At 50.9% G+C, this 18,677-nt stretch carries 22 protein-coding genes; 6 read left to right on the top strand and 16 right to left on the bottom strand.

Annotated elements, in window-relative coordinates; translation table 11 throughout:
* Position 1: 1 nt before the first annotated feature.
* The 4 genes from ACZND6_RS10155 to ACZND6_RS10140 all read right to left on the bottom strand — a co-directional run bounded on the left by ACZND6_RS10155 (position 2) and on the right by ACZND6_RS10140 (position 3,786).
* Complete coding sequence (locus ACZND6_RS10155) at positions 2-1,171, bottom strand: 5-(carboxyamino)imidazole ribonucleotide synthase (RefSeq protein ID WP_489524629.1); 1,170 nt, start codon at positions 1,169-1,171, stop codon at positions 2-4.
* Positions 1,172-1,178: 7 nt separating this feature from the next.
* A complete protein-coding gene (purE, locus tag ACZND6_RS10150; RefSeq protein ID WP_293737678.1) occupies positions 1,179-1,673 on the bottom strand; it encodes a 5-(carboxyamino)imidazole ribonucleotide mutase in 495 nt (164 codons plus the stop codon).
* 75 nt (positions 1,674-1,748) lie between these two features.
* Positions 1,749-2,642 carry a phosphoribosylaminoimidazolesuccinocarboxamide synthase gene (locus ACZND6_RS10145; RefSeq protein WP_008810730.1) on the bottom strand — a complete coding sequence of 298 codons (894 nt, stop codon included), beginning with the start codon at positions 2,640-2,642 and terminating at the stop codon, positions 1,749-1,751.
* A 187-nt stretch (positions 2,643-2,829) separates the two neighbouring features.
* Positions 2,830-3,786, bottom strand: a complete 957-nt coding sequence (locus ACZND6_RS10140; protein WP_300874026.1) for a hypothetical protein — start codon at positions 3,784-3,786, stop codon at positions 2,830-2,832.
* A 120-nt stretch (positions 3,787-3,906) separates the two neighbouring features.
* Between ACZND6_RS10140 and ACZND6_RS10135 the strand changes: the two genes are divergently transcribed.
* Positions 3,907-4,365 (top strand): hypothetical protein, encoded by a 459-nt coding sequence (locus ACZND6_RS10135; protein WP_293737676.1) that lies wholly within the window; start codon positions 3,907-3,909, stop codon positions 4,363-4,365.
* On the opposite strand, the gene thiE is transcribed toward ACZND6_RS10135, so the two are convergent.
* Both thiE and thiM read right to left on the bottom strand, forming a co-directional pair.
* Positions 4,343-4,990 carry a thiamine phosphate synthase gene (gene thiE, locus ACZND6_RS10130; protein WP_370748572.1) on the bottom strand — a complete coding sequence of 216 codons (648 nt, stop codon included), beginning with the start codon at positions 4,988-4,990 and terminating at the stop codon, positions 4,343-4,345. The two genes, ACZND6_RS10135 and thiE, sit on opposite strands and share 23 nt — an antisense overlap.
* Entirely contained in the window at positions 4,987-5,787 is an 801-nt protein-coding gene (gene thiM, locus ACZND6_RS10125; protein WP_293737674.1) for a hydroxyethylthiazole kinase, read from the bottom strand. Before thiM ends, thiE begins: the two co-directional genes overlap by 4 nt.
* A gap of 39 nt (positions 5,788-5,826) precedes the next feature.
* On the opposite strand from thiM, the gene ACZND6_RS10120 reads away from it, so the two are divergent.
* From ACZND6_RS10120 to lgt, 4 genes are all read left to right on the top strand, one after another.
* Positions 5,827-6,309, top strand: a complete 483-nt coding sequence (locus ACZND6_RS10120) for an EVE domain-containing protein (RefSeq protein WP_293737673.1) — start codon at positions 5,827-5,829, stop codon at positions 6,307-6,309.
* Positions 6,310-6,411: 102 nt separating this feature from the next.
* The gene (locus tag ACZND6_RS10115) at positions 6,412-7,227 is read left to right on the top strand and encodes a sulfite exporter TauE/SafE family protein (protein ID WP_370648968.1); all 816 of its coding nucleotides are present in this window, start codon (positions 6,412-6,414) and stop codon (positions 7,225-7,227) included.
* 131 nt (positions 7,228-7,358) lie between these two features.
* Complete coding sequence (sbcB, locus tag ACZND6_RS10110) at positions 7,359-8,843, top strand: exodeoxyribonuclease I (protein ID WP_293737672.1); 1,485 nt, start codon at positions 7,359-7,361, stop codon at positions 8,841-8,843.
* A gap of 3 nt (positions 8,844-8,846) precedes the next feature.
* Positions 8,847-9,635, top strand: a complete 789-nt coding sequence (gene lgt / locus ACZND6_RS10105; protein WP_293737671.1) for a prolipoprotein diacylglyceryl transferase — start codon at positions 8,847-8,849, stop codon at positions 9,633-9,635.
* Here the strand turns inward: lgt and ACZND6_RS10100 are convergent.
* The 5 genes from ACZND6_RS10100 to ACZND6_RS10080 form a co-directional block, all read right to left on the bottom strand.
* Positions 9,632-10,636 (bottom strand): 2Fe-2S iron-sulfur cluster-binding protein, encoded by a 1,005-nt coding sequence (locus ACZND6_RS10100; protein ID WP_293737670.1) that lies wholly within the window; start codon positions 10,634-10,636, stop codon positions 9,632-9,634. The genes lgt and ACZND6_RS10100 overlap by 4 nt on opposite strands.
* Positions 10,637-11,098: 462 nt before the next feature.
* On the bottom strand, positions 11,099-11,446 hold the full coding sequence (locus ACZND6_RS10095; RefSeq protein ID WP_293737739.1) for a hypothetical protein: 348 nt from the start codon (positions 11,444-11,446) through the stop codon (positions 11,099-11,101).
* A gap of 5 nt (positions 11,447-11,451) precedes the next feature.
* Positions 11,452-11,673 carry a coiled-coil domain-containing protein gene (locus tag ACZND6_RS10090; RefSeq protein WP_293705277.1) on the bottom strand — a complete coding sequence of 74 codons (222 nt, stop codon included), beginning with the start codon at positions 11,671-11,673 and terminating at the stop codon, positions 11,452-11,454.
* 3 nt (positions 11,674-11,676) lie between these two features.
* Entirely contained in the window at positions 11,677-12,480 is an 804-nt protein-coding gene (gene dapB, locus ACZND6_RS10085; protein ID WP_418573229.1) for a 4-hydroxy-tetrahydrodipicolinate reductase, read from the bottom strand.
* Between the two features lie 208 nt (positions 12,481-12,688).
* The gene (locus ACZND6_RS10080; RefSeq protein WP_293737741.1) at positions 12,689-13,210 is read right to left on the bottom strand and encodes an outer membrane protein assembly factor BamE; all 522 of its coding nucleotides are present in this window, start codon (positions 13,208-13,210) and stop codon (positions 12,689-12,691) included.
* Between the two features lie 101 nt (positions 13,211-13,311).
* On the opposite strand from ACZND6_RS10080, the gene fur reads away from it, so the two are divergent.
* Entirely contained in the window at positions 13,312-13,776 is a 465-nt protein-coding gene (gene fur, locus ACZND6_RS10075; protein WP_489524628.1) for a ferric iron uptake transcriptional regulator, read from the top strand.
* A 72-nt stretch (positions 13,777-13,848) separates the two neighbouring features.
* Here the strand turns inward: fur and recN are convergent, their stop codons facing one another.
* From recN to ACZND6_RS10050, 5 genes are read right to left on the bottom strand one after another with little or no spacing between them, the layout of a single operon-like run.
* Positions 13,849-15,504 carry a DNA repair protein RecN gene (gene recN, locus ACZND6_RS10070; RefSeq protein ID WP_300874065.1) on the bottom strand — a complete coding sequence of 552 codons (1,656 nt, stop codon included), beginning with the start codon at positions 15,502-15,504 and terminating at the stop codon, positions 13,849-13,851.
* Between the two features lie 6 nt (positions 15,505-15,510).
* Positions 15,511-16,383 carry an NAD(+)/NADH kinase gene (locus tag ACZND6_RS10065; RefSeq protein WP_293737744.1) on the bottom strand — a complete coding sequence of 291 codons (873 nt, stop codon included), beginning with the start codon at positions 16,381-16,383 and terminating at the stop codon, positions 15,511-15,513.
* A 4-nt stretch (positions 16,384-16,387) separates the two neighbouring features.
* Positions 16,388-17,083, bottom strand: a complete 696-nt coding sequence (locus tag ACZND6_RS10060; protein ID WP_300874069.1) for a hypothetical protein — start codon at positions 17,081-17,083, stop codon at positions 16,388-16,390.
* A gap of 25 nt (positions 17,084-17,108) precedes the next feature.
* Positions 17,109-17,501, bottom strand: coding sequence for a DUF423 domain-containing protein (locus ACZND6_RS10055; RefSeq protein WP_022099664.1), 393 nt, complete (start codon positions 17,499-17,501; stop codon positions 17,109-17,111).
* A 9-nt stretch (positions 17,502-17,510) separates the two neighbouring features.
* On the bottom strand, positions 17,511-18,299 hold the full coding sequence (locus ACZND6_RS10050; protein ID WP_300874072.1) for an enoyl-ACP reductase FabI: 789 nt from the start codon (positions 18,297-18,299) through the stop codon (positions 17,511-17,513).
* Between the last annotated feature and the right edge of the window lie 378 nt (positions 18,300-18,677).

Here is an 18,677-nt window from a genome sequence, read left to right as displayed (position 1 = left end):
GTTATTCGGGAAGTTCGAGACCTAAAATGCGGGCCGCCATTTGGGCTTTAAACATCGCTTCCTCTTCCGTGGCGGCTAAACAAGTGATGTGGCCCATTTTACGTGCATGCCTCGGCTGCTTCTTACCGTAAAGATGCAATTTGAGACCCGGGATGTCCAGTACTTGGCTCCAATCCGGTTCACGGACGTTTTCGTTTTCATCGAACCAAAGATCTCCGAGCAGGTTGAGCATGACGGACTTAGAAACCTGAGTCGTATCGCCGAGCGGCAGATTGGCCATGGCGCGAACCTGCTGTTCGTACTGGCTGCAGATGCAGACATCGATCGTGGCGTGACCGGAGTTGTGCGGTCTCGGAGCCAATTCGTTAACGACCAGACGTCCGTCGGAAAGTACAAAGAGTTCTGTGCAGAGCACGCCGACATAATCGAGCTTCTCAATGATTTTGGAAGCGATTTCACGGGCGCGGTTGGTGATGTCTTCGTCTAAACGAGCCGGCATGACGGAAACCGCCAGAATTCCGTTGCGGTGGTAGTTTTCAGACACCGGAAAAACGGCCACTTCACCCTTGCTGTTGCGGGCGGCGATGACAGAGACTTCTTTAAAGAGCGGCAGGCGCTTTTCTAAAACACAGCGAACTTTACCGAGCTTCTCAAAAGCCATTGCCAGTTCGCGGCGGTCATTCACCGTAATCTGGCCTTTGCCGTCATAGCCCAAACGGGCGGTTTTTAAGATGGCGGGGAAATAGGGAGCAGAAGCCTTCTTGAGATCCTCGTCGGATTCGATCAGCAAATGAGGGGCAACGGGAGCGCCGGCAGACTTGATGAAAGACTTTTCATCGAATCGGTCCTGCGTGATACGGACAGCGTTAGCAGCAGGGCATGTTTCGACGCCCTTAGATGCTAAGAACTCCAGAGCGGCAGCAGGAACGTTTTCAAACTCGGTCGTGACGGTCTTGCAGAGCGAGGCGAGTTCGGTCAGTGCAGCTTCGTCCGTATAGGGAGCACAGATGTGCTTTTCGGCAACAATGGCGGCCGGGGCGTTTTTATCAGGCTCCAATACGCAGACGCGGTAGCCCATCGTAGCGGCGGCTTGAGCAAACATGCGGCCTAATTGACCGCCCCCCATGAGTCCGAGCCAGCTGCCGGGAAGAATCGGTGTGTCTTTCATCATGTATCTGTTAAAGCGGAAGAGTCATGTTGCGGGCTTTTTCGTTCTGAGCTTTGCGGAAAGCCGCAAGCTTATCTGCCAAAACGGCATCCGTCGTACCCAAAATCTGGACGGCATAAAGTGCAGCGTTAGTAGCGCCGGCCTCTCCGATGGCAAAAGTTGCGACCGGGACGCCTTTAGGCATCTGAACGATGGAATACAAAGAATCCTGGCCCTTCAGGTAGCGGCTCGGGACGGGAACACCGCAGACGGGCAGCGTTGTCTTAGCAGCGAGCATGCCGGGAAGGTGAGCAGCACCGCCGGCGCCGGCAATAATCACACGGATGCCGCGGTTGCGGGCAGTTTCGGCGTATTCGAACATTTCGTCCGGCATTCTGTGTGCGGAGACGACTTTGGCCTCGAACGGAACATCAAAAGACTGGAGCATTTCAGCAGCGTTTTTCATGACGTCCCAGTCAGAATTGGATCCCATCAAAATGGCGACAACCGGTTTATTTTCTTGCATCTTGAGATTCCTGTTGGATTTCTGTTAATCGAAACGCGCCGCAAGCGGCGCGTTCTGTGTTTCGTTAGGGGAATTTTAGGCGGTAACGCCTTTGCCTGTCAGACGGATCAGAGCTTCTTCGTATTTGCTGCTGGTCTTATCCAACACATCCTGCGGGATCTTGGGCGCCGGAGCTTTCTTGTTCCAGGGCTGGCTTTCAAGCCAGTCACGGATGAATTGTTTATCAAAGCTCGGTTCCGACTGACCGACTTTATATTCGTCGGCGGGCCAGAAGCGAGAGCTGTCCGGAGTCAGGATTTCGTCCATTAAAACGACTGTGCCGTTGTCGTCCAGACCGAATTCAAACTTGGTGTCGGCGATGATGATGCCCTTGGAGGCGGCATATTCAGCGGCTTTCTTGTAAAGAGCCAGTGTGTAGTCACGGAGCTTGGAAGCGGTGTCTTCGCCGTACTGTTTGACGACATCTTCATAAGTGATGTTTTCGTCGTGATGGCCGGCTTCAGCTTTTCCGGCCGGTGTGAAGATCGGTTCAGGCAGCTTTTCGCTCTGTTTCAGACCGGCGGGGAGTTTGACGCCGCAGATCTGGCCGGTGGTCTGATATTCCTTCCAGGCGCTGCCGGAGAGGTAGCCGCGGGCTACGCATTCGACGAGAATCGGTTTCAGGCGTTTGGCAACGACGGCGCGTCCCTTAACCTGATCGCGTTCTTCGGGAGCAACTACGGATTCGGGATCAATGCCCGTCAGATGATTCGGGACGATTCCGTCGAGTTCTTTGAACCAGAAGTCCGTCAAAGCCGTCAGAATTTTGCCTTTCTTGGGGATCGGATCGCCGAGGATGACGTCAAAAGCAGAGATACGGTCGGAAGCGACAATAAGAAGTTTGTCATCGCCGACAGCGTAGCTGTCACGGACTTTGCCGCGATAGACAAGCGGAAGAGACTTAATGGACGTCGTAACAATTTCAGCCATGTTTTCTCCTGAACACTGATTCCCGCTGAAGGAAGGAGTGTGTATGTGAGGAATTGAGAATTTCGGAATGGCATCATTTTAATTCGAGGCAAGTCCTTCCAACGAGAACAAAACCAGGAAAATTCGGCAAAGAAAAAAGAAAAAGCCCGAGGTTTGTCTCAGGCTTTCGAAGAAAAATACGTTCTGATTAAGACGCAGGTTTCACAAAGATATTGGACGCCATGACGTTAAAGAAATTGCTTTCTGCCTGAAGTCTTTGATTCAGAGCTTCGGTCTTTTCATTCTTGCCGCGCAAGACTTCTCCGCAGACTGTGAAGACCTGATCTCCTGTCGGAACGGCGTAGTAATAAACGGCATTCTCTGTATCGGTTTTAGCAGGGAAGTAAACGCGAACGATCTGAGAATTCGGGAGTTTTTCTGTTACGGCGTCGGGACGGGCTTTCTGAAGGCCCGCAACAATGCTGTCAACGGTTGCTCCGGTCGGAGTTTCAATTAAAGCGACCACATATTGGCCGGTGCCGGATTCACTGCGCCAGCTCATGAATTCATTCTGACCGAGCTGCAGGTTCTGAGAAAGATTCCAAGAGAGCGGCAATGTGACCTGAAGCGGACGATCCATGCCTTTAATGGAGACCGGATATTCACGACGATAGCCCTGGTTCCATTCGTCCATGGGATTGGGATAACGCATGGCCAAAAGGTAAGGTACCAACGGGTCGACAACGTTATCCGTTACGCCGTTTTTGAAGTTGGTCATCCACTCTTCGGCTTTGTTGATGCGCTCCTGAGAGAAAGTGTCATCCAGCCATTTTGAAACAGCTTCTCTGGATTGCTGACCTTTCTCCATGCCTTCGCTGAGTTTCTGATTGAACTGCTCTTTGATAGAAGGCCACTGCTCTTTGAGCTGGTCTTTGTACGTAGCAGCGTCTTTAGACCACTCTTCGCTTTTTTCGCCGAGCGTTCTGACGGAATCGGATAACTTATCGAGCCAGCCTGCGACTTTGTTTGCCATACCGTCAGCGGCTTGCTCAACTTGCTTGGTGTCTTGTGCGACTGCGGACGATGCTTCCTGTGCATGGACGGCTTGTCCGACGGCAGCAGAGGCGATCAAAGCGGTCATCAGGTGCTTCATTTTTAAGTTCATTGTTTTGCTCCGAAATTGTTTCGTATGTTGTCGGCATAGTACATAGAAGAACGGTTTGACTTAGACTTGTGCAGCCGTTCTGAGTAAGTAACACTTCTTTTCCGTTTGAATCTGATCCATATGAAAATCCGCTGGCAGCTTTGGTTTCTGGTAACGCTTTTAATTTGCGCTTTCTATTGCATCTGGGACACGACCTTTGCGTTTTCCAGAGGAGAAAAATTAGCGCAGGCGGACTGGACTTATGTCGAGAAGGCCGGCCATAAGAGTCTGGCGGGCTACTGCTCCAAGATCGGCGTCACCAGCGACGGCAAGACGCCCCAAACCGTGACGAAAGAAGTATTTGAACCGGCTAAGAATCCCCTTATCTGTGCTTCCTCATTGGAAGAGGCAAAACAGAGCTACGGTTTATTTGTTCAGGGCCAGTCAAGAAAAGCCAGCACGCAGATGGTGTTTATGTTTATCGGTGCTTGGCTTGTGATCCTGCTCGCGCTCTTCGGGCTGATGAAATGGACAAATAGCAAGGCCGCACCCGAATCCGCGAGTACGGCCGGAAAATCTAAATCGAAAGCGCGTCGTTAACGGCTTTCTTGATGGCAGCTGCGGCAGCTTTCGGATCTTCCGCGCCGCAAATTGCTGAAACGACTGCGACTCCGTCGGCTCCGTGACGAATGCAGTCTGCGGCATTGCTTTGATTGATGCCGCCGATGGCAACGTTTGGGAGCCCCGCTTCTTTAGAAATATACTCAAGCAGGCCTAAGCCAACAGCTGCGCCCGCATCGACCTTCGTTTTGGTAGAGAACACCGGGCCGATTCCGATGTAATCCACATCAGGTCCGATCGTGTTTAATTCTTTAATACTGCCGACAGATAAACCGATCACTGCATCAGGCCCTAAAAGCTGTCTGACGTACTTAGGATCGATGTCTTCCTGTCCGACGTGAACACCGTCGGCACCGCTGAGCAAAGCGATATCAATGTGATCATCCACAATGAAAAGCACATTCGTGTCTTTGAGGAGCTCTTTGAGAAGAAAGGCAGCTCGAAGCTGTTTTTTCTTTTTCCACTCCGGCGCGCGAAGTTGCACAACGGTACATCCGCCTTCTACGGCCTTTCTTGCTGTCTCAGCCATTCCTTCAGGCGTTTTGCAAAGGTTGGCATCCAGGACAAGGTAAAGAGAAAGATCTAATTTCTTGCCGGATTTCATTTTCTGAAGTCCTCAGGACGGATTTGATAGAGGGCATCCAAATATTGAAAATGGAAGGATCCCGGACCGCTTGAGCGAGTGGAAGCGGTATCGTTGGCGTAGTTTACGTAGTCACAGCATGCAATGCATGCTTCAAGCGAGCGTTCAGCTCCTCCGAGGAAGGCGGCGAGCAGTGCAGAAAGTGAGCAGCCGGTTCCGACGACCAACGTCATCATTTCACTGCCTCCGACGGCGCAAAGCACACGTTCGCCGTCTGTGGCATAGTCCTTGTGCCCCGTTACCACAACAAATGTTTTGTATTTGCGGGCTAAAGTTTTTGCGGCTTCAATAGCAGAGGAAGAGTCGTCCAAACTGTCCACGCCTTTGCCCCCAGTGCCGACACCGGCTAAAAAACGAATCTCGGAAGCGTTGCCTCGGACCGCTGTCGGATGCATTTCTAAGAGTTCAAAAATGATTTTGTCGCGCCAGGGAATGCCGCCGGCGGCAACTGGATCGAGAACCCATGGTTTGCCTGCGGCAAGAGCGCCGCGAATCGCTTTCTTCATGGTTTCGATACGTGCTTCGTACGGTGTTCCGACGTTGACCGAAAGTGCAGAGGCAATGCCGGCGAAATATTCGGCTTCGCCTTCGCCTACTACCATCGCGGGAGAGGCCCCTGCGGCAAGAAGCACGTCAGCCGTAATTTCCTGTACGACTTCATTAGTAATGCAATGAACGAGAGGGCGATTGGCACGGAGTCTTTGAAGCATTTCTCCGGTCTTGCGGGACAAACAAAGTTGGACAGAGTCTGAAGACATGATATAAGGAGCTTCTCAGTAAATAGAGGTAGATAAATTATGGCAGGTTTTGAGCACTATGCATGGCTGATGAAATCGGAGCCAAGCGAAGTTTCCGTTGATGACGTCCTGCAGATGGACGGCTGCAAAGTCGGGTGGTTCGGCGTCCGTAATTACCAGGCCCGCAACTTCATGAGAGATCTTTGCAAGATCGGAGATCCGGTTCTTTTCTATCATTCTTCCTGCGCTCAGCCCGGGATCGTCGGTATCGGTGAAATAGCTTCCGAACCTTATCCGGATCCGACGCAGTTTGAAGAAACTTCCGAATACTTCGATGCTAAGAGCACTCAGGAAAAACCGCGCTGGGTTCAGGTCGATGTTCTCGTACTGCATAAGGTCAGACTGGTTCCCATCGCAGAGCTTCGAACGATTCCCGGCTGTGAGGGAATGCGCGTCCTTCAAAAGGGCAATCGCCTCTCGATCACGCCCGTGAATGAAGACGAGTGGAAAGCGCTTCAGCCGTACCTCATCCCGCAAACCTAGTATTTACGCCACTTCCAGCGAAAAGCCGTTAAAAAACGAAGATAAGCGCTAAGATTTTTCTTATTCAAATTTTCAAATTCTCAAACCATATAAGAGGATTAAGTGGCACTCACAACAATCGGCCTTATGGCTTTATTAGGCTGCTTTACGGGATTTATGGCAGGCCTACTGGGTATCGGCGGCGGCATGATCATTACACCGTTCCTGATTATGCTGATCCCGTCGAGTTTGATTCCGCACGATCACATCGTTCACGTGGCCATTGCGACGTCATTGGCAACGATCGCTTTTACTTCGCTTTCTTCCGTCAGAGCACACCATAAACGCGGTGCTGTTTTGTGGAATGTCGTGGCTTCCGTAGCTCCCGGCATTTTGGTCGGTGCGGTTGTTGGTGCACAGATCGCAGGCTGGCTGCCGACATTCTGGCTGTCTTTGATTTTTGCGGCTTTCGTCGGGTTCTCCGCGTTCAAGATGTTTTTGAACAAATCTCCGCGTCCGGACCGCAACTTGCCGGGAACGATCGGTAAGTTTTTCATGGGCATCGCAATCGGTATTCTTTCGGCCTTAGTCGGCGCAGGGGGCGGCTTTATCTCTGTACCTTGGATGATTTGGTGCAACGTCAAAATGCAGAATGCCGTGGCAACCAGTGCTGCTTTCGGTTTCCCTATCGCGCTCTTCGGCACCATCGGCTACATCATCAGCGGTTGGAACGTATCGGGTCTGCCTCCCTGGCCGATTGACCTGGGCTACATTTGTATTCCTGCCTTGTTCTCCGTTGCGATTACCAGTGTGCTGTTTGCACCGCTCGGAGCAAAAGTCGCTCACTCTATCGACACAAAACCGCTCAAGAAGATCTTTGCCTGCCTGCTGTGCTTCGTCTGCCTTTACATGATCAGACAAGCCTGTTTGGCGATGTAATCTGAGTAAGATTTAGGGCATGAGCCGGCGGAAACGCCGGCTTTCGTCTTTTTACGCTTTCAGCATCCGCGAACGTGTCGGTTAACGGCGGTTTCTTGTAATATTGGCCTACCTAATTTTGCGAAAAGTCCATGACCGATACTGTCAACAATTCAACAAGTTACCTTTGGTACGACTACGAAACATTCGGAACAGAAGCGCGCAAAGACCGCCCTGTGCAGTACGGATCGTTTCGAACCGATACCAACTTCAATATCATCGGACAAAGTATGGTGCTTTATGCCCAGCTTGCGGACGACTACATCCCGTCCCCGGGATCTTCTCTGGTGACGGGTATTACGCCGATGTCGCTCATGGATGAAGAAAACGCGCTGGCCGAAGCTGATTTCGCCAAAGTCATTCGTGATGAAATGGGCAAACCCGGCACGATCACAATCGGCTACAACAATCGCAATTACGACGATGAGATGACGCGCTTCATGTTCTGGCGCAATCTGCTGCCGGCATACGACACCGAGTATGGAGAAGGGCGCGGACGATTCGACGTTTTTCTCTTAGTGATTGCCGTTTATGCTGTGGCACCTCAAATTTTGAATTGGCCCACAAAAGAAGACGGCACCGTTTGTTTCAAATTGGATCGCCTGACTCCGGCAAACAATCTGCCTCATCGCCATGCGCACGATGCAAGCTCGGATGCCTTTGCCACCTTGCAGCTTGCCAAACTGATTGCAAGCAAGAATCCCCGTCTTTGGGAGTACGCACTCTCGATCAGCAAGTCCGACAAGATTGTCGAGCTTCTGAACGAAAAGCGACCGCTTCTATATGTCGATCGCTACAGTCTTCATCACCGCAGAGGCTTAAGACCAGTGATGCCGCTGTTTGAGAACCCCTCTGTTCGAAACGAATGGATTTGCTGGGATCTTTCTGCCGATCCGAACGAAATGTGGGCTATTACAGAAAAAGACATGAAGGAAAGATCTTTCGTGACGCGCGAGCAAAAAGAGCAGGGCATTAAACCGCTGCCGTTCGTGCGCATTAAGACCAAAAAACAGCCCTTCCTCATGAAAGGCATGTCGGCATGGATCACTAAGAACGGACAAGGCTTATTTGAGCACCCGGCCGCTTATTACTCAGAAAACGCTTCGAAGATTCTTGCTTCCGCAGATCGCCTTTCCGAACTTCTGTCGCTCTTTATGGCGCTGGCAGATAGAAAGGCCGAAGAGCACGCCAAAGACATTCCAGAAGAAGCACTTTACAGCGGGGGCTTCCCCAGTAACTCGGACGCTCGCAAGATGGCGACCTTTAGGGCCTTGCCCCCTGAAGAGATGGCAGATGCTTTCGATCGACTTGAGTTTGATCGAGAAGACCTAGCCGAACTTACGCTGTATTTCATGGGCCGCAACTATCCTGAGTATGCACTCACTCCGGAAACGGAAAGACTTTGGCGTCTCCACAAGTACAACAAGCTTGTCAAAGGTTTAGGAGGAGCCAGAACGTTTACTCAGTTCTACGAAGAGCTTGAAGAAGCCCGAGCAGGTGCTGATGAGCACGGTCTGGAAATCTTGGAAGACGTAGAAGGCTACGTCGAAAACCTTCGTTCGGAATACGAGGCCTAAGTAATGCTGGTACATCCTCAGTTTGATCCGATTGCCGTTCAGGTCGGGCCTTTAGCCGTGCACTGGTACGGATTGATGTATCTGATCGGTTTTACGCTTTTCTACCTTTTTGGCCTTTACCGCTGCCGCCAGGAATGGAGAGGAATCACCAAGGCAAATCTTGAAGATTTACTCTTTGTCGGTATGGTCGGCGTGATCGTCGGCGGCCGCTTGGGCTTTGTGCTGCTTTATCAGCCTGAATACTATCTGAGCCATCTGCTTGAAATCTTCGCTGTCTGGCAGGGCGGAATGAGTGCGCACGGCGGGTTTATCGGCGTCATCCTTGCGCTCTTTTATTTTGCGTGGAGAAACAAGAAATCTATTCTTACCGTCGGTGATTTCGTCGCTCCGCTCGTGCCGTTGGGATTTTTCTTCGGCCGACTCGGAAACTTCATTAACGGTGAACTCTGGGGCCGCGTGGCTTCCGCCGACTTGCCTTGGAGCATGATTTTTCCGCAGGCCGGGGACGGCGTTCCGCGTCATCCTTCTCAGCTCTACGAAGCAACATTGGAAGGACTGGTGCTGTTCCTCGTTGTTTGGATTTACTCAATAAAAAAGAGATCCCCAGGTGCAGTCTCGGGTCTCTTCTTATTCGGTTACGGGCTGGCTCGTTTTGTTGTGGAATTCTTCCGCGAGCCCGACAGCTACTTAGGTCTTCAGGCCTTGGATCTTTCAAGAGGTCAGTGGCTTTCGCTGCCGATGATCATTATCGGGGCAGTGCTTTGGATTTGGGCCTGCCGCCGAAAAGCTTAGAAACCGAAGTTGTCCATGAAGATGTGATCTTCACGAAGGCCGCAGCGAGCTGTTAAATAGTTCACTGCGGCTTTAATCATGGAGTTGCTTCCGCAGAGATAAGCGTCCATATCGGTCATATCGCCGTTGTCCGCTGCGGCGAAGGTCTGAACGTGACCTTTCGCGCCGGGCCAGGTGTCCTCACGGGATACGACGCCGGTGTAATGGATCTGCGGATGAGAGGCGGCCCATTCTTCGAAGATTTCTCCGACGACAAGTTCCTGAGAGGTGCGCACGCCCCAGTAAATGAAAAGTTCGCGGCCTTCGAGGTCATTGTTTTCTACCAGTGTGGAAACAATGCTCTTGACGGAAGCAATGCCGGTTCCGGTAGCGAGGAAGACGGCTTTACGGCCTTTCGGTGTCTGAAAAGTGCTGGTGCCCTCCGGTCCTTTCAGGCGCATCTTATCTCCGACGCGGATCATGTCGGAGAAGAGCATGCCGGTGAACATGCCGTTCGTAACCTTGCGGATCAGGAATTCGACGGTCTCTTTCTGGTTCTGAGAGCTGGCGACGGAGTAATAGCGTTTCTGGTTCCCGGGAAGCTCGACAGCGTAGGTCTGGCCGGCTTTGAATTCAAAGACGCCGCCGTCGGCACGCTTCAAAACTAAGCGCATGATGGACGGATCCAGCAGTGTCTTCTCAACGATTTCCGCCTGGATACCTTCCGGTTTCTTTTGAGCCAGTTTGACATCGCGAACTTTGATTTCGCAGTCGGAAGTTGCCTTGGCACGGCAAAGAAGAGTCAGACCGAGTTTCTGGTCGGCTTCGGTCAGAGCAAAAGGCTCATGAGATCCCAATGCAACAGTGCCGGAAATGATTTGAGCCTTGCAGGCACCGCAGGCGCCGCTGCGGCAGGCGCTCGGCAGCAGAAAACCGGCTTTGTCACCGGCTTCAAGAATGGTTTCAGTGGCTTCGGCCTTGAACTCATAAGGCGTGCCGGCGAGTTTGATCGTAAAAGACATAATTCTTTTCTTCTTACTTAAATTAAGGTTGGGCCTCGAAGAAATCGTTCCGATTTTTGAGACAGTTAAGACAAAGTTGCGGGTATTGTAAGGCCAAAGTTAATGCATTGAATTTTTTGTATTTGATTTGTTTTCGGCCTTATGAACCGCCAGCCGAGTAGAAAAGCTGCGGTCACAAAAACGCTCTCGAAGTTCGAGAGCGTTTTTGTGTCTCCCGCCGAAACCGTCCGGCTTGAGTCCTGAACCGAGGGTTCAGGGTGGAGGCCTATGGCAGGCACAAGGAGCAGCAGCGCGTGCCGCTCAACTTAATGGTCTGTCAATGAGCCCCCGAAACTAGAGTATTGGTTCAAAGAACAACAGCCGATGCTCGAATTTCGCAGGGGACGATTTGTATTGTAGCCTTCTCCTAAAATTTTTAAAGTCGGTATTAAAGCTAATTGCGCTATTCGGGCGTATTCGAATTTAGCTTTGCTTCGTAAGTCCTCGGTTGCAAAGAGAAATAAGCCTTCGGATCGTATCAACCGTTTCCTTATCGTCACGAATGTTTACTTTTTCATCAGAGGGCAAAGATTCTTCAGGCGGTGCAGAACATTGTTCTTGAGCTTTTTGCATCCCGATGATGAATGACATAAGCGTAAAGATAAGCAGTTTGATCTCTTTGCTTTCGTAGAGTTCAACCGGTCTGCCGTTGTTAAATGTCACCAGATGCTCATTGAACTCGCGGATCACCTTATCAAGTGCCGCCGTGTCGGTGGAATCGGGTACGGAGACTTGAAGCCTTAAATTTTGAATCGCAATGGTATAGAGCATAGAGATCAGGGTGTCCGGTATCTGTCTTTGAACGCTTTGAGGCGGTCAAGCTCAATATGAAGCTGTTCCGCCGCAATACTGACCTTGGTTTGGGCAGCCTGCAGCTGGGCAGTCTTGGAGGAGAGGTCGTTTTTCAGACGAGTGTTCTCCTCCTCAAGATGGCTGATGCGGCTCAGAAGCTCAAGGATTCTTGCCTCGAGGATTTTGAATGCTTCTTCCCGATTCATAAATTAGAGACCGAGGACATCGCTCATAGAATAAAGTCCCGGTTTTTTATCGGCTTCCCAAAGGGCGGCTTTAACGGCGCCTTGAGCGTAGCCGGCACGAGAGCTCGACAGATGAGAAATCACGATTCTTTCTCCGCTGCCTGCAAAAGTTACCTGATGGTCACCGACCACGTCACCGCCGCGCAGTGCCGCAAAACCGATAGAGCCGGGCACTCTCGGGCCGGTATGACCCTGACGTGCCCATACGGCGACTTCTTCAAAATTCTGTCCTCGGGCATCTGCAATGGCCTTACCCATAGCGATGGCTGTGCCGCTTGGAGCATCGACTTTACGGTTGTGGTGCATTTCAAAAATTTCTGCGTCGTAGTCTTTGAGCAGTTTTGCTGCAAGCTCAAGCAGCTTGTATGTGACGTTTACGCCTGCACTCATGTTCGGAGAAAAAACGATGGGGATCACCCTGGCGGCCTCCTCAATGGCGGCTTTGCCTTCCGCATCTAATCCGGTCGTTCCGATGACCATGCCGATGCCGGCATCTGAGCAGATCTTCAAAAATTCTTTTGTGCCTTCCGGACGAGTGAAATCAATTAGTACCTGGGCGCCGATGGTGCGAAGCACACTGTAGTCATCCGTGATCTTGACGCCGGTGTTGTAACCCAAGGTTGCGCCGGCATCTTCGTCGGCTTCCCACTTATCGGTTCCTTTGTGCGCGAGGGCGGCAACTAATTCTGCGCCTTCAGTGTTCCAAACGGCATCGATAATCATTTTGCCCATGTGCCCTTTGGCGCCGGCGACTGCGATTTTGACCATAAATACTCCGGAAGATTAAGTTGTAGTTGGGATCGGGAACGCTTTCGACAGCAAGAAAGATGAATGGAAGACAAGGCCGTGGAGGCGCTCCGCAGTTAACTCTTAAATGTACTCTAAATTTGTCGGAAATCCGACCATAACCGATTTTTCAAAACAAACGGCACCGTTTTTTGCGGTGCCGTGAAGGATGTGTGGTTTTTGGTCGCGTTTATTGAGCAGCAGGAGTTTCTGCGGCTTCTTTTGACGGTTCCGTTTCCGCGGCTTGCTGAGCTTCTTCAGAAGCAGGCTGTTGAATTTCCTGTTTTTCCTTTTCAATCTCTTCCTGGCGCTTCAGGGTGCTTTCTCTGGCGCGTTCGCCGAGGATTGCCAAGTCAGCGTTGGTTTCGTCGGGCATCTTGTCGGACTTGAAGCTTTCTACGCGTCCGTCTTCATCAAAAGTGATTTCCAGCTTGCGAATGCTGGTCTGACCGAAACGAGGTTTAAGGTAATAAACGTAATTCCATTGTTCTTTATGGAACAAGTTGCGCAGTGCCGGAGTGCCCAGCAGGAAGATAACTTGATTCTTCGTCATTCCTTCATGGAGTGCGTCGATCATTTCGGAAGTTACGACGTTGCCTTGGTGAACGTCCGGGGTATAAGGCTTGAGCCAGCCGGGGATATGGTCACTGACGGAAGAGCAGCCCGTTAAAAGGGTTAAAGGGAGAAGTGCGCAAAAAATTAACCGTTTCATTTCCGAAAACAGGGGTAGAAATATTATCAAGCCTGTATGATAATCGATAAGACTTGATCTAAGAACCATCGAACTTGTAAATCTCGAGGTTGGAAAGAAATATGCCAGATACACAACAAGAAAACGTTAAAAACTTAAAAAACCTCGGCTTGAAAGCTACGGGGCCTCGTCTCAAGATTCTCGAAATTTTCCAGGAGCGCGCAAAGGCCGGTGAAGACCGCCATTTGAGCGCTGAAGAAGTTTATAAAGAGCTTGTGAACACGGGAGAAGACGTCGGTTTAGCTACCGTCTACCGTGTTTTGGCCCAGTTTGCTTCTGCCGGTATTCTGACGCGCAGAAATTTTGAACACGGCACAGCGGTTTTCGAGCTTGACGACGGACATCATCACGATCATTTGATTTGTGTGATGTGCGGTAAGTTCGTCGAATTTGTCGACGAAGAAGTCGAAAAACGCCAGGCGGAAGTCGCGGCTAAACACGGCTACGAGCTCGTTGATCATTCCATGGCTCTTTACGGAGTCTGTCCTGAATGCCAAAAGCACAAGGCAGAAAAGAAAGAGCTCTGATCGTCGGTAAGTAACAAAATAGAAAAGGATCCTCGCAGTTGGGATCCTTTTCTTTATGAGAAGGCAGATGGATTACCGCCTTAGCATCTCTCTGGCGTGGTCCAGCGTCTTCTGTGTAATCGTCAAGCCGCCGAGCATACGGGCAATTTCTCTAACTCTCTGATCTTCACTGAGCGGATAAACATTGGAGACCGGAGCTTCGCCCTCAGCTGCGGCTTTCTTCTCAATCTTGAAGTGATGCGAAGCGCAGCTCGCAACCTGAGGAAGATGCGTAACACAGAGAACCTGCTGATGCTCGCCGAGCTGAGCCAGCAGACGCCCGACCGTTTCGGCAACTGCTCCGCCGATGCCGGAATCCACTTCGTCAAAGATCAGGGTATCGACGGTGGCAGTCATCGTATCGGTAACCGCGATCGCAAGACTGATACGCGCCAATTCACCGCCGGACGCAACTTTGGAAAGAGATCTGCGCGGCACGCCGGCGTGGCCGGCAACGAGGAATTCACAGTGGTCGATACCGACGGAAGAGGGCGCATCTGCCGGCGTCACCGCAACTTCAAAAGAGCCGCCTGCCATTGCCAGCGTCTGCATGACATCGGTGATGCTCTTTTGCATCTTCAGTGCACCCTTTTTACGTTCTTTAGAGAGTTCTCCGGCAAGTTTGTCGTACTGAGTTTTTGCTTCGTGCGCTTTGTTAAAGAGCGCCGTCAGATCGCTCAGTCCTTCCATCTCGGCGGCCTTCTCGGTGACCTTCTGCATCTCTGCATAAAGTTCATCCGGTTCAATGTGATATTTGCGAGCCAGCTCGAGATAAAGGTTGATCCTTTGATCGAGTTCTTCGAAACGGCCTTCATCAAAGTCCGTACGGTCAAGATAGTGCTCAACATCGTCGGAAGCGGAGTCAATGATCTCACGAGCATCGTTGAGCTGTGTGTAAATTTTCTCGAGTTTGGCATCCACGTCCGACACATCGCCGATGGCGCTGATTGCGGAGTCGACAAGCTCCAATGCGCTGAAATCGGCTTCAGTCAGCGCTTCTCGAGCTTTCTGGCATGAATCAATAATATCGTTGTAACGAGAAAGGCGCGTGTGTTCTTCGTTGATGCGAGCCCATTCCCCTTTGACTGGAGAAAGCTCTTTCATATCTTCTAAGAACCATTTCATGCGTTCGAGTTCGGCTTGATTAAACGCTTGTCTTTCGCGCGCTTCTTCTAAAGTCTTTTGAGCTTCGCGCCACTGCGTCCAGGCGGAACGAACGGCATCGACCTGAGGACGAAGACCAGAGTAGGCATCCAGCATTTCGAGCTGAGAACCTTTGCGAAGCAGAGATTGGTGCGCATGCTGACCGTGAACGACGACCAACATATGGCTGAGTTCTTTTAACTGGGACAGTGAGCACGGTGTGCCGTTGATCCAAGAACGGCTTCGGCCCTTGATATCCAGAGTTCTTCTTAAAACCAGCTCGCCGTTGACACCGGTAAGTTCACGCTCTTCAAGCCAGTTTTTGATCTTGTCGTTGATCGTAAAGCAGGCTGTAAGGTCGGACTTTTGGGCGCCGGCACGAATAACTTCCGGATCGGAGCGAGCACCGAAAAGAAGCTGAAGTGCGTCAATGAGGATTGATTTGCCTGCGCCGGTCTCACCGGTCAGTGCAGTAAAACCGTCTGAAAATTCCAAATCAAGTTTGTCAACAATGACAAAGTCGCGAATATTCAGTGAACAGAGCATGAGAGATTATCGGTCCGTGGGAAGGTAATTCCAATGTAATTTTTTGCACAACGTATCGAAGTAGTTGTGTCGACTCGGATGGAGAATTTTAACGCGATGAGGATAGGGGGAGGCCTTAATGATATCCCCTACTAAAACCTCGGAATTGTCCTGCATATCGAAATACAGCGTGGCGTCTCTCATATCCGTCACCGTAATTTCGATCAGCGAGTTCTCCGGGATCACGATCGGGCGATTAGCCAGCGAATGGGGAGCAACGGGGATCAAAAGCGTGCACGCAACTGACGGATAAATCATCGGGCCGCCGACGCTCAATGCATAAGCCGTCGAACCCGTCGGTGTGGAAACAATTAAACCATCGGCTCTTTGGCGGCTCATCGGAAGTTTATTAACCGAGACGGAGACCTCAATCATGCCGCCGGAGTTGCCGCGAGAGACGCAGATCTCATTGACGGCGACATTGCGGTAAATCTCTTTGCCGTCACGAATCTGGATGCCCTCTAGAAGACAGCGAGTATCCGTGTAATAGTGGCCGCTTAGGATCTCTGATATCTCTTCGACCATTTTGTCCGACGGAATGTCAGTGACAAAACCGAGACGACCGGCATTGACGCCGATGAAAGGCACATCGTAATGCGCCATTCGGCGTGAAACCCCTAAGAAAGTTCCGTCACCGCCGTAAATGATGATGAGGTCGGAGTTCTTGCCGATTTCGTCTCGGGTATAGCCTTCGCCGAGCGAAAGTGCTTCCGCCGGCTTTTTCTCCAACAGAACTTGGCGTCCGGATTTAATGAGTAGCTCGGCAATAATGCGCAGAGGTTCGTAATCGACAGAATCTCGTTTTCCGAAAACTCCTACGGTGCTGAATTCTTTTGTCATTTTTCTACTCCGTGCCAAATTTCTCGAAAGCTTCGTCGAGCAGCTGAAGCGTGTTTTCCGGTTCTCTGACTTCGTAAAGCAAATTTGTCAGGGCCGGTCCTTGAACTGTACAGATCCAATCCTCAGAGGTCCAAAACTGGAAGGTCTCACGCAGAAGTACGCTGGAACCGCGGACGGTCAAACAGTCGTCATCATCGATTTTGATCCGAACAGTCGGATCGTCTCGATCTTTAAGACACTCACTCAGCGTCCAGTACTGGTAGAAGGCGAGTTCGGAATTTTCCTGACGATCAATCCAATTGTTAATGATGGCAGGGAAACGCAGTCGGGCAATTTCCTTCAAATGATCATTGACCGAATCAAAAGATTTGAAGGAAAGAAAAACCGGCAGGTCGGAGACGACCAGCGCAAGATTGTCCCCTTGCCAGTCAGTCTTACAGTAGTGATAAGAGTCGCCGCCCAGCGTCAGGCTTTTGGTAAAGCGATCCGAAACGATCATCAAAGGAGGATCTTCAGGATGCTGCTGGTAAGGAATGGAAAGAAGGAGCAGTCGGCTCCAGAGGATGGCGTTTTGTTCCAGAGGATGGTTTGCCGCATATTTCAGCAGGGCCGGGCTCAGGTATCTGTCGATATACTTTTGCGGCGGCCGCTCGGAGCAGTCGGACACAAAGAGAAGCGGATAAGGCAGAGAAGAGAGCATTGATCTTCCGGAACAAAACGATTTATTAATAGAAAGAGCTGTGTTTCGGCTTAGAGGTCAGGCATGCGATGGCCATGACGATCCAGGCTGCGATCATGAAGCCGCCGGAGATCGGAGTGACCAAAGGCCAAGGTCTCCATTGAGCAAGAACGAGAAGGTAGATGCTCAGAGAAAAGCCGATCGTTCCGATCAGAAGCAGAAGGCCGGCCAGATTGACCAAACCGGCTTTGAAGTGGTTCGTTGCCCAAGCAATAGCAAAAAAGCCTAAAGCGCTGATGAGCTGATATTGAACGGCATATTCAAATGCTTCGATGGAACGAGGTACGTCCACGATGGCTCGCAAGCCATGCGCACCGTACGCGCCCATAGCAACGCCGGAAGCAAGCAGAAGACTTCCGATAAAAGCCCAAAAATGCATGATGAATCCTTATTCCAGAAGATCAGGGACAGCGACGGCGTGGAAACCGGCGTCGACATAAACATTATCGCCTGTGATGCCGGAAGCATAGTCCGAGAGCAGGAAAGCTGCCGTGTTGCCGACTTCGTCGATGGTAACCGTGCGTCTGAGCGGAGCTGATGTTTCCATGTACTTCAGGATCTTGGAGAAATCTTTAATGCCGCTGGCTGCCAGAGTCTTGATCGGACCGGAGGAAATAGCGTTGGCGCGGATTCCTTTGGGACCGAGGCTGTTGGCAAGATAGCGGACAGAAGCTTCCAAAGCTGCCTTGGCAACACCCATAGTGTTGTAATTCGGCACGACGCGCTCGCTGCCTAAGTAGGTCAGCGTGAGGACGGAAGAAGGATGACCTTCCATCAGAGGAACGAGTGCCTTAACTAAGGCCGGGAAGGAGTATGCGGAGATATCCAGCGCTGTTTTGAAAGCGTCGCGAGACAGACCGTCTAAGAAATCGCCTTGAATGGCTTCACGAGGAGCAAAACCGATGGAGTGGACGACGCCGTCTAAAGTGCCCCAAGTTGTCTTTAGGGTTTCGGCAAGAGCAAAAATCTGAGCGTCATCGGCAACGTCCAGCGGAAGGACGATTTCGCTGTCAAATTCTTTGGCAAAACCTGTGATGCGATCCAGGAATCTTTCATTCTGGTAAGTGAAAGCGAGCTGAGCACCTTCACGATGGCAGGCCTTGGCAATGCCGTAAGCGATTGAGCGGTTGGATAACACACCCGTCAGCAGGATTTTTTTGTCTTTGAGCAAACTCATTGTTCTTCCTAAGGAATTTCTAAACTCCTGAGATATTAAGCGACTTTGAGAGTAAAAGAGCAAATCTTGCCGAATTCAGGATAAATTGCACAAAAATAATGAACTGAATTTCAGGCCGGAAGAACGACAAAAAGGCTGCGATTCTAGATGGAATCACAGCCTTTTCAAATAGAAGCGAAACTTAGCTTTCAGAAACGCTTTCTAAGTGCTCTGAAAGAAATCCGGAAAGTTCATCAATGAACTCGAGGATTAAGCTTACACCTGCGTTTGACAGCTAACTAGTAGTTCAATCTATAAATTCGTTATCAATTAAGTAAATGCGGACTCGATGTCTTCAAGCTTCCATTTCCAGCGATAGACAACCGGCTCCGCATTGAC

This window comes from Parasutterella sp., assembly GCF_057870745.1.
The sequence above is the reverse complement of the archived record's forward strand: the minus strand, read 5'-3'. Positions and strand labels throughout refer to the sequence as shown.